Annotated in this window: 11 protein-coding genes; 8 read left to right on the top strand and 3 right to left on the bottom strand. The window is 50.2% G+C overall.

Annotated features, from left to right (window positions below):
- Nucleotides 1-205 (top strand): hypothetical protein (locus tag PHI30_RS08080; RefSeq protein ID WP_300026353.1); only part of this gene is annotated, 205 nt, incomplete at its 5' end.
- Nucleotides 202-1095 (top strand): NDP-sugar synthase, encoded by an 894-nt coding sequence (locus PHI30_RS08075; RefSeq protein ID WP_300026350.1) that lies wholly within the window; start codon nt 202-204, stop codon nt 1093-1095. The genes PHI30_RS08080 and PHI30_RS08075, both read left to right, overlap by 4 nt.
- Here PHI30_RS08075 and PHI30_RS08070 read toward each other — a convergent pair.
- Complete coding sequence (locus PHI30_RS08070) at nt 1092-2060, bottom strand: NAD(P)-dependent oxidoreductase (RefSeq protein ID WP_300026348.1); 969 nt, start codon at nt 2058-2060, stop codon at nt 1092-1094. The genes PHI30_RS08075 and PHI30_RS08070 overlap by 4 nt on opposite strands.
- A 47-nt stretch (nt 2061-2107) precedes the next feature.
- Entirely contained in the window at nt 2108-2485 is a 378-nt protein-coding gene (panD, locus tag PHI30_RS08065; protein ID WP_300026345.1) for an aspartate 1-decarboxylase, read from the bottom strand.
- Nucleotides 2486-2731: 246 nt separating this feature from the next.
- Here panD and PHI30_RS08060 point away from each other — a divergent pair, with 246 nt between their 5' ends.
- The 6 genes from PHI30_RS08060 (at nt 2732) to PHI30_RS08035 (ending at nt 9196) form a co-directional block, all read left to right on the top strand.
- Nucleotides 2732-3232, top strand: a complete 501-nt coding sequence (locus tag PHI30_RS08060) for an Lrp/AsnC family transcriptional regulator (protein WP_300026342.1) — start codon at nt 2732-2734, stop codon at nt 3230-3232.
- Between the two features lie 27 nt (nt 3233-3259).
- On the top strand, nt 3260-4417 hold the full coding sequence (locus PHI30_RS08055) for an aminotransferase class I/II-fold pyridoxal phosphate-dependent enzyme (RefSeq protein WP_300026339.1): 1158 nt from the start codon (nt 3260-3262) through the stop codon (nt 4415-4417).
- A gap of 76 nt (nt 4418-4493) precedes the next feature.
- Nucleotides 4494-5249, top strand: coding sequence for a triose-phosphate isomerase (gene tpiA, locus PHI30_RS08050; protein ID WP_300026334.1), 756 nt, complete (start codon nt 4494-4496; stop codon nt 5247-5249).
- 483 nt (nt 5250-5732) lie between these two features.
- Nucleotides 5733-6191: an NADH-quinone oxidoreductase subunit NuoE gene (gene nuoE, locus PHI30_RS08045; protein ID WP_300026331.1), complete on the top strand. Its 459-nt coding sequence runs from the start codon at nt 5733-5735 to the stop codon at nt 6189-6191.
- 20 nt (nt 6192-6211) lie between these two features.
- Nucleotides 6212-7390, top strand: coding sequence for an NADH-ubiquinone oxidoreductase-F iron-sulfur binding region domain-containing protein (locus PHI30_RS08040; protein ID WP_300026328.1), 1179 nt, complete (start codon nt 6212-6214; stop codon nt 7388-7390).
- A gap of 33 nt (nt 7391-7423) precedes the next feature.
- Nucleotides 7424-9196: an NADH-dependent [FeFe] hydrogenase, group A6 gene (locus PHI30_RS08035; RefSeq protein ID WP_300026359.1), complete on the top strand. Its 1773-nt coding sequence runs from the start codon at nt 7424-7426 to the stop codon at nt 9194-9196.
- An 84-nt stretch (nt 9197-9280) separates the two neighbouring features.
- On the opposite strand, the gene PHI30_RS08030 is transcribed toward PHI30_RS08035, so the two are convergent.
- Nucleotides 9281-10972: a tetratricopeptide repeat protein gene (locus PHI30_RS08030; RefSeq protein WP_300026325.1), complete on the bottom strand. Its 1692-nt coding sequence runs from the start codon at nt 10970-10972 to the stop codon at nt 9281-9283.
- Nucleotides 10973-10976: the final 4 nt, after the last annotated feature.

Genomic DNA, 10976 nt, shown 5'->3' with positions numbered 1-10976 from the left:
AGAGGAAATCCCCTATGTTGACAATGCCGCGTGCTTTGAAGGGTTTTTTGCCAATGGCACCCCCGAAAGCGAACTTCTGGCAGACGATATGGCGCATGCAAACGCAAAGGGCTATACGCTTATAGCTCAAAATATTCTGGCCGTAATGCAACAACACCGTTTGCTCGGCCTCGACGCGGAGAACAACGGGGAGGACACAAAATGAAAACGCTTATTCTTGCCGCAGGCTACGGCACAAGGCTTTTGCCATACACGCGGCAGCTGCCCAAACCTCTTTTCCCGGTCGCGAACAAACCGCTCATCGAGTATACGATTGAAACGATGCTGCCCGTAACCGCAAGCAAAGAATTTATAGTCAACCTCCACCATTTGCCGGAAATGATTCCGGTCCAACTCAAAGACGGCGCACGGCTCGGCGCAAAAATAAGCTACTCGCCCGAACGCGAGATACTCGGCACTGGCGGAGCCATGTTAAACCTGCAAGACAAACTCTCGTCATCCGACTTTTGGGTAGTAAACGCGGATATGCTCTTCAATTTAAATCTTAAAGACGCGCTTACGTTTCACAAACAAAATAACGCGCTTGCAACGCTAATTCTGTTTAAAACCCCCGCGGCAAAACGCTACGGTCACACGTCGATAAACCGTGCCGGACAGATTATGGAATTTGTTCCGAAAAACGACGGCCGCATACCGGATGAAGGCCTTATTTTTACAGGCATCCACATAATCAACCCGGCAATTTTCAAGTATTTCCCAACAGACACAAAAGTGTTCTGTATTGTCGCGGCCGTCTACAAAAAGATTTTGACAACTGGCCGCATCTTCGGATTTGAATGCGAGGGAACGTGGCAGGATATCGGCAATCCGGACGAATATATGCAAGCCAATATGCGGATGCTGGAAAAGGAAAAGAACAACACGCTCATAGACAACAGCGCGAGTGTTGAAAACGGCGCAACGGTCGGCCCTTTTACCGTTATCGGGAAAAACGCGCGCATCGGCGCAAACGCGAACGTCAAGAATTCAGTCGTCTGGCCCGGCGCGCATATTAAAGCAGGCGCACAGGTCAGCGGCCAGATTATCACAGTCTAAAGCGTCGGACGAATCGAATCAATGACCTGACTCAGCGTGTCTTTCAAAGTGTAGCGCGGCTCAAAATCAATAATGCCGCGAAGACGCGTCGTATCCGGCACTCGGCGCTGCATATCCTCAAAACCCGCCTCCATGGCCTGGTCGTAAGGAATAAACTGAATCTGAGACTTGCTGCCGGTCATTTCAATAACTTTGCGGCCAAGGTCAAGAATGGAAATCTCCTCACTGCTGCCGATGTTGACAACCGTGCCGATTGATTTGTCTGCGTCAATGAGCTTGACGCATGCGTCCACCACATCGGCGACATTGATAAAACAGCGGCTCTGAGTGCCGTCGCCGTAAACCGTGACAGGCTCGTTTTTAAGCGCGGCGCTTACAAAGCGCGGAATCACCATTCCGTATCTTCCCGTCTGACGCGGGCCGACGGTGTTAAACAGCCTGAAGCTCGTTGCGGGAAGTTTGTATTCCTTAAAATACGCAAGCCCCATGAACTCGTCAATCGCCTTTGAACAGGCATACGACCAACGGCCCTTGGACGTGGGCCCGAGGATAATGTCGTCTTCCTCGCTAAACGGGATGCGGCTCCCTTTGCCATAGACCTCGGAGCTTGAAGCGATAAAGGTGCGCTTGCCTTTTAGCGCGGCATACTTAAGAACAATCTCGGTTCCGTGAATATTGTTTGCCATGGTGTTGACCGGGTCGGTAATGATAAGACGCACACCGACGGACGCGGCCATGTGGAAAATAACGTCGCTCGCGTCAATCATCTCGCGCAAAAGCGGCTCGTTGAAAATCGTGTCTATCCGATATGAAAAAGATTTGTTTCCCTTAAGATGCTCGATATTGTTGATGCTTCCTGTTGAAAGGTCGTCAAGAATGCTGACCTCGTGGCCGAGTTCGAGAAACTTCTGAGCCATGTGCGAACCGATAAAGCCGGCACCGCCAGTGATGAATATCTTTTTCATATTGCTCCGATTTCTTTCAATTGTGCAAACGAATCAAAGAATAAAGACTAAAAAGCTTTTTTAATGCCCCGGCCAATGATTTTGTTTTCAAAAGTTTTGGAAAGCCGGATGATTGACGGCTCGAACCCGTCAACTTCGTCTTCATCAAGCTGACAAAAGCTCATGACAATAACCGCGTCGCCGACACTGAACAAAAGCGCGGCCGCGCCATTTGCGCAAATCACTCCGCTGCCTGCGGGGCCTTCAATGAGATACGTTTCTAACCGATTGCCGTTAACCAAGTTAGCAACCAAGACCTTTTCAAACGGTTTCATGTTGCAGGCCTTCATCAAGTCGGCATCAACGCTCAATGAGCCGTCATAATCAATGTCGGCCTGCGTAATTACGCCGTGATGAATCTTGGACTTTAGTATATTGAGTTTCATGCACCCTGTTCCTGTTGCAATATTGCTGTTTATATATATCATGCGCCTGTTTCGACTTGCTGGCGCATTTGTGCATTTTAGTGTATTATTTGTCAAAAGTTTAGCTTAAAATAAGCCCTTGTGTTCCTCACGGCTCAATTGTAATGATTAAATAAAAGGAACACGCGAAACACTGTTTACTCGTCTGACGGCATTGTGCATGTTGCGCAATCAGGACAAAAAACAGATAAAAGGAGGCTCTCGGCCATGGATCCTATTCTCGAAATTTTAGAACACAACGCAAAAGCCTGTCCCGAAGATATAGCCAAAATGCTGGGCAAGGACCCGCAAGAGGTTCGGGACACGATTAAAAAATACGAAGCGGATAATATTATCCTTAAATATAAGACTATCCTCAATAAAGAGGCTATTCACGATTATGCTTCCGACTCAAACGCCGAGGTGCGCGCACTTATCGAGGTTAAAATCATACCTCAGCGCGACCGCGGTTTTGACTCTGTCGCCGAACGGATTTACAACTTCCCGGAAGTTACAAGCTGCTACCTGCTGTCAGGAGGCTACGACCTTCTGCTTGTGGTTGAAGGAGCGACGCTTGCCAGTGTCGCGAACTTTGTCGCGCAAAAGCTCTCGCCGCTTGAAAACGTGCGCGGGACATCGACTCATTTTCTTCTGAAAAAATACAAGGAAGACGGAGACATTCTGACAGCCGGAAAACAGTCGGACACAAGACTGCAGGTCTCGCCTTAACAGCAACGGTAGACAGGAATTCCATATATGAAGGACTTTGTTACAGATACAATAAAAAATCTTCCGCCATCAGGCATCCGGCAGTTCTTTGAACTGGTAATCGGAATGGAAGACGTTATTTCGCTCGGTGTCGGCGAGCCGGATTTTTCAACGCCCTGGAACATTTGCGAAGCGGCGCTCTATTCAATTGAAAACGGCCTGACCTCGTATACCTCAAACTCGGGACTGCTTGAACTAAGACAGCTCATCAGCAAGCATATACTTAAAAGGTCAAACGTCCGCTTCCGGCCGGAAAAAGAGATTCTTATAACAGTCGGAGTAAGCGAGGGTCTTGACCTTGCGATGCGCACCATTCTTGACCCGGGGCAGGAACTTGTTATTCCTGAACCCTGCTATGTCTCTTATGCGCCGACAGTAATTCTTGCCGGCGGCAAACCGGTAGCAATAAGCACCGACCCTGCCAAAGGCTTTAAGCTTACACCCGAAGAACTTGAGGCGGCGATTACAGACAAAACCCGGGCCATACTGATAAATTACCCATGCAACCCGACCGGGGCGAGCTACTCGGCCGACGAACTGGAAGCATTGGCCGCGGTCGCGAAAAAACATGACCTGCTTATTATGAGCGACGAGATATACGATGAGCTTACTTACGACCACAAACACACGCCAATGGTGATGTGTCCGTCAGCCGCCGGTCGCACGCTTTATTTCAACGGCTTTTCCAAGGCGCACGCGATGACGGGCTGGCGCATCGGCTACGTGGCCGGACCGGCGGATATTATCGCGGGCATGACCAAGATTCATCAATACACGATGCTGTGCGCCCCGATTTCGGGACAGGTCGCAGCTTGCGAGGCTCTCAAAAACGGCGCGCCTGCGGTTGAAAAAATGAAAACCGCATACCACCGCCGCCGTAATTTCATTGTTGAGGGCCTGAACGAAATCGGACTCAATTGTCACATGCCCGAAGGATCTTTTTATGTGTTTCCGTCCATCCGCAAATTCGGTCTGTCTTCAACCGAATTCTGCACGCGGCTTCTGACCGAAGAAAAAGTGGCGGTTGTGCCGGGCACGGCTTTCGGTCAATGCGGAGAGGGTCATGTGCGCATGTGTTACGCCGTTGACATTGAAGACATCAAGACGGCGCTTAGCCGCATAAAGAATTTCTGTTCCCGGCTTTAAAAACAAGCAGCAGAAACCAACATAACAACCTAGACATAATTTAAAATAGCAACAAACAAAAGGAGTGCTAATCCAAATGAGAAGACCCATTCTTGCCGCAAACTGGAAAATGAACAACCTTACCGCTGACGCAAAGAAACTTTGCGCCGGGCTTAAAGAAGAACTTTCCGGACTTCGGGACAGGGACATTGTCGTCTGCCCCCCGTCGATTCTTATTTCCACGGTCAAAGACGCCCTTGCCGGAACCCTTATCGGCTTCGGCGCGCAGAACATGTATTACAAACAAAGCGGCGCGTTTACCGGCGAACTTTCCCCGGATATGCTCGTTGATGCGCAGTGCCGCTATGTTATTATCGGACACAGCGAGCGCAGACAGCTTTTCGCCGAGACCGATGCGCTGGTAAACCTCAAGGTTAAAGCCGCTCTTGAAGTCGGGCTCACCCCGATTATGTGCGTCGGCGAAACAAAGGACGAGCGCAAGGCCGGAAAAGAAAAAGACATCGTAGGCGGACAGATTCGCGCCGGACTCAAAGACGTAAAGTTCGAATCCCCGCTTGGACTTGTTATCGCCTATGAGCCAATCTGGGCCATCGGCACGGGCGAGACCGCCACGCCTCAGGACGCACAGGACATGCACGCATATATCCGCTCCGTGCTCACGGAAATCTACGGCGAAGAAACCGCCGGACTTATGCGTATCCAGTACGGAGGCAGCGTCAAACCGGACAACATCGACGAGCTGATGGCCTGCGAGGACATTGACGGCGCGCTGGTAGGCGGCGCATCTCTGGAAGCAAAAAGCTTTGCCCGCATTGTCCGTTTTTCTGCCTAGCATCTTATATATAAATTTACTTATTACAGCCGCTTTTGCAATCCGCATAAGCGGCTGTTTTGTATCTGCTTACAAATATTTTTTTGATTATTATGGTTTATCTGTTTTTCTCTCGTAAGTTACAATCATTACAAAAATCATTTGCTACGGCTCATTTTTCTTGATAATATCCGCTCAACCATATCAGCCTGAATGGAATATCAACTTTTGACCAATGGTGTCCTGAGAACAATTTTTCAAATGTTCCTGACTGCAGGAGCATTGTTTTTATAAGACGAGGAAGTCTAAAAACAAAAAAACTCAGACAACGGACTTTTTCCTCCATCAGGAACACACAGCACGAACAAGTCAAAAGACGCGAGACAGCAAGAAAAATTTTTGTTTCTGTTCTTCCGACCCGCCCTCCACACAGGTGCGGGGCACATCGCTAGCGCACGCATATGAGTCGCACAAAGCTGCCCCAAAGAAAGGAGACCAGAGAAAATGCCACAGATCGAAGAGCTTGTCCGCAACATTGTATCCAAAACAGGAGCCGACCGTGAAAATCTTCTGCCGATATTGCAGGAAGTGACACGGCATGAACGCTATCTTTCGGAAGAAGCCCTAACCCAGATTGCAAAAGCCATGGATATTTCATGCGCCGAAGTCTACGGGGTAGCTTCTTTTTATACCTTTCTCGACACTGTCCCCCGCGGTCAGAATATAATCCGCATCTGCAAAACCATTTCCTGCTACATGGCAGGCAAAGACAAAATCGTCCGGGCCATTGAAAAGAAACTGCGCATCAAGCTGGGCGAAACGACCCCGGACAACCGCTTTACTTTTCTTGCCACAAACTGTATCGGCTGGTGCCACAAAGGCCCCGCCATGCTGATTAACGACAAGGTCTACACAGAACTGACAGCGGAAAAAGCCGTAGCAGCTTTGGAAGAATATCTTTAAACCGAGGGAGACAACGGGTCATGACAAAAACCGATATCATTAATGAACATACCAAGAAAGTAAATCTTATTTTCGAAGACTGCAACTGCTGGGACATTATTGACAAAGTATTGTCAATGCCGCCCGACGCGGTGCTTTCCGACATCAACGCCTCGGGTCTTAAGGGTCGCGGCGGCGCCGGATTCCCGACAGGGCTAAAATGGAAAAGCGCAAAGGAACAACCAAGCAACGAGCGCTTTGTAATCTGCAACGCCGACGAAGGCGAACCGGGAACCTTCAAGGACAGGCAGATTCTTCACGAACGCGCCCACAAGGTCTTTACCGGCATGACGCTTTGCGCGCACACAATCGGCAACGTCTCGAAGGGCTATCTTTATCTTCGCGCCGAATACAACGACCTTCTCGAACGGCTCCAAAAAGACCTTGATGAATTCAACGAAGGCCTCAAGGCCCGCAATTTCCCGTTTACAATAAACATAATCTCCGGTTCCGGCGCATATGTCTGCGGCGAAGAAACCGCGCTTCTTGATTCAATGGAAGGAAAACGCGGCGAGCCGAGAAACAAACCGCCATTTCCGACAGTATCAGGCTTTAAAGGCAAGCCGACCGTAATCAACAATGTCGAAACCCTGGTCTACTGCACAATGATTATGCTCATTGGTCCGGAAGAGTTTTTAAAACTCGGAACAAAAGATTCGCGCGGGGCGAAGGTCTTCTGCATTTCGGGCGACGCCGATGTAAAAGGCATTTATGAACTGGAGCTCGGGATGAAGGTTGACGAGTTTGTCGAGCTGTTCGGAGACGGCGACACAAAGGCCGTTCAGGTCGGCGGCTCCTCGGGACACTGTGTGCCGCGCAAGAAGTTTTCCGAAACATTCCTTGGCTTTGAAGGCGTGCCCACGGGCGGGTCGATGATGCTCTTTAACAGCTCGCGCTCAATGTACCATGTGCTTCACAATTATCTGGAATTTTTCCAGGAAGAGTCCTGCGGTCTATGCACCCCGTGCCGTATCGGATGTCAGCAGCTGCTTCGCGGCATTGAAGCCGTAAAGCGCGGCGAAAAACCGTCCACGTATCTGGACGAACTTATCGCCATGGCGCGCACAATGCGCATCGCGTCAAAATGCGGACTCGGCCAGTCGGTGCCCAATCCCTTTATTTCAATTGTCGAGAATTTTCGCGAAGAGATTATCTACTAAAAATACATAAGGGAGAAAAGATAGATGGAAGCCATGGTAAAAATAAAAATCAATAATACCCCGTTGCGGGTCGCGCAGGGCACTACCATTCTGGACGCGGCCAAAGAACTCAACATAAAAATTCCCACCCTCTGCTATCACCCGGACTTGTGCATTGCCGGAAGCTGCCGCATCTGCGTCGTCGAAGAAAAACGCGCGCGCACGCTGCTTGCCTCCTGCTGCACGCCCGTGGCCGAAGGCATGGAGATTCTGACAAACACCAAAAAAGTGCGCACCGCCAGAAAACACATCATCGCCATGATGCTTTCCGAGCACGCGGAAAACTGTGTGCACTGTTTCAAAAACATGAACTGCGAGCTTCAGTCGCTGTCGCGTGAATACAGTGTCGAGACCCAGAACCTTATCAACATCTGCAAGCCCGAAGAGCTCGATATATCGTCGCCGTCAATCAAAAAGGATTTTGCAAAATGCATCCGCTGTCAGCGCTGCGTGAGAACATGCGCGGATCTTCAGCATGTCACCGCGCTCACGGCCGCACACAAGGGCAGCGAAATGAAAATCGCGACCTTCCTTGAAAAACCGCTTGCCGAAGTCGTATGCACAAACTGCGGCCAGTGCGTAAACCGCTGCCCGACGGGCGCGCTCACGGAACAAAGCTACGTCGAAGCGGTGTGGAACGCGATTAACTCTCCGGACAAACACGTTGTGGTGCAGACGGCTCCGGCCGTGCGCGTTGCAATCGGCGAAGAACTCGGCTACGACCCCGGCAACAGACTCACGGGCAAGATGGTGACCGCGCTTAAACGCATCGGATTCAACACCGTATTCGACACTGACTTTACGGCCGACCTCACCATTATGGAAGAAGGCACCGAATTGCTGACACGGCTAAAAAAAGCGCTCAAAGACAAGGAACCCGCACCGTTGCCGCAGTATACGTCATGCTCTCCGGGCTGGATAAAATATATCGAACACGAATTCCCGGACCAGCTTGAGAAGGTCTCCACATGCAAGTCCCCGCAACAGATGTTCGGCGCGCTTGCAAAAACTTATTACGCGCAAAAAGCCGAAGTCGATCCGAAAGACATCGTTGTGGTTTCAATCATGCCGTGCACGGCTAAAAAGTTTGAAGCGGGCAGACCGGAGATGTGGTCAAGCGGATTTCGGGATGTCGATTACGTTCTGACAACCCGCGAACTGGCGCTCATGATTGAGCAGACCGGCATTGATTTCAGAAACCTCGAGCCGTCTCACTTTGACAGCCTGATGGGAATGTCCACGGGCGCGGGCGTAATCTTCGGCGCAACCGGCGGAGTGATGGAAGCGGCAATCAGAACCGTTTACGAAATCGTAACCGGACGCGAAATACCGTTCAAGAATCTCGAGGTAGCACCTGTACGCGGAATGGAAGGCGTGAAGGAAGCCTCACTCAAACTCGAAGGCTGCTTGCCAGAATGGGATTTTCTTGAAGGCGTTGAACTTCGTGTTGCCGTGGCGCACGGGCTGGTAAACGCCAGAAAGGTTGCAAAACAAGTTGAGGCGGGCAATAGCCCGTATCACTTTATCGAAATCATGGCCTGCCCCGGCGGATGCCTTGGCGGCGGCGGCCAGCCGATTCCGACAAACTGTGATATACGTCTGGCGCGCGCAAAAGCGATTTACGAAGAAGACGAAAGCATGGAACTTAGAAAATCCCATGAGAACCCTGAAGTCACAATGATATACAAGGATTTCCTGAAAGAACCGCTGGGACATAAATCACATAAACTTCTGCATACGACATACACTAAACGGAAAAAATATTAACAGCAGCGTCCCCCTGTTTCCCCCGAAAAATGAGACGCCGTAAAAAGGGCCCTGGCTTTAACCCCTTTAAGCCAAAGCTTAATTTTATGGCGTCTTATTTTTTACTGCCGCTTTGCTGAAAACAAGCCGCATAAGTTCGTCAGCCAGACGTTTTGCGATAAGACTGTTTCCAAGACGCGTCGCATGGCCGAAATCGCCGGCAAAATGGTCTTCGAAAAGCTCATTGAATTTGTACTTTTCAAGCGCTTGCCGGAAATTGTCTTCATTGGAAACAAAAACAACGTCATGGTCCGCATCAAAAACCTGACGCAAAGAAGCCACGTCGCGCATCGGATACTGCATGCACACAAGCTTGATTCCGCGCTGTTTTAAAATATTGTAAAGCTGAATAAAATTCTTTTTCGTCCCGGGACAGTAATACTGCATGCGCAAATCTCCGGCCTTAAGAAAATATTTGTCCGCCGTCTTACTGTCTCCATTCTGGCGATAGTAAACTGCCAGGAAACCGTAAAGCCGCTCAAAGCGGTTTCTGTTTTTCTCCGCATCAAGACCGCCGATATTTTTCATTTTTGAAACAAGCTTTTCCAGCGCCGCGCCATTGTTGCTCAGGATATAAACATCAGCAAGCTGAACATACGGCACACTGTTTTCCGGGTCAATGGCAATGGCGTCGAGAAACATTTTTTCCGCCCTTTCGTATTCTTTGTTCTGGGCATAAAAAAATCCGGCTTCAATATAAACGTCAGGAATATACGGCGCGACTTCAAGCGCCTTCAGAATAATGTCCTCGCCGACAAGGTGGCTTGGATTGTTTTCGCGGATACAATGCCAAAGCCCGATATAAAGCTCCCAGAAATTAGGATCCGCTTCAATCCCTTTATTAAAAACCGTGCGCGCCTGATCAAATTCCCCCTGCTGAACATAAGAGCGCCCAAGCAGCCGATAGGCCATCCCGAGCTTGGGATTAATCCCGATGGCTTCATTCAAAACCTTGCGCGCTTCATCAAATTTTCCCTGCTCCAGAAGACAATGGCCCTTCTCAACAAGCGCGGGGGCAGAGAGCGGATCAAGCTCAAGCGCCTTGTTCAGCAAGGCATGCGCTTCAAGAAATTTCCCGCCCATCCTGTAGCGTAGCGCAAGGTCAACATAGAGCTTTACGTCATTTGGTTTAAGCGCTAGGGCTCGCTCGAAAACTTCCCGCGCACGGGCAAAAAAGCCCAACTGCCAGTAGCAGACTCCAAGGTCCGGAAGACACACCCGCGCATATTCTCCTTCCATTTCGAGAAGATACTCGAACTCGTCGGCGGCTTTGCGAAAAAAGCCCATCTGCTCGTAAAGAAGTCCAAGCTCATAATGGGCCTCCGGTTTTTCCGGTTCGCTGCCGCGGGCGCGAACGAGAACCTCTTCGGCTTTTTTGCTGCGCCGCATCTGGCGCAGACTGCGCCCGAGGCCCACCCAGTCATTGTACTCGGGAATATCCCGCGACATGGCACGCAGGAAAAGGGATTCGGCTTCTTCGGTGCGCCCCAGATGCAGACAGCAACGCGCAAGGGCGGTAATTGTGTGCAGGTCATCCGGTCTGCTCTCGAGCGCTTCGCGAAAACACTGCTCGGCTGTCTGGTATCTTCCGGCAAGAATATGCGACTGTCCGATATGCCCAAGAACATCAATCCTGTCCATTCCCAGCACAAGCGCCCGGTCATACATCTTAAGCGCTTCTTCCGGCGATAACAAATCATTAAGAACGTTGCCCAGCTCAACCCACGCAGGTTCCAAACTG

Origin of the sequence: Oscillibacter sp. (genome assembly GCF_028693505.1) — a bacterium.
In the GTDB taxonomy this organism is placed as follows: Bacteria; Bacillota; Clostridia; order Oscillospirales; family Oscillospiraceae; genus Oscillibacter.
This window is presented reverse-complemented; position numbering and strand designations above follow the sequence as displayed.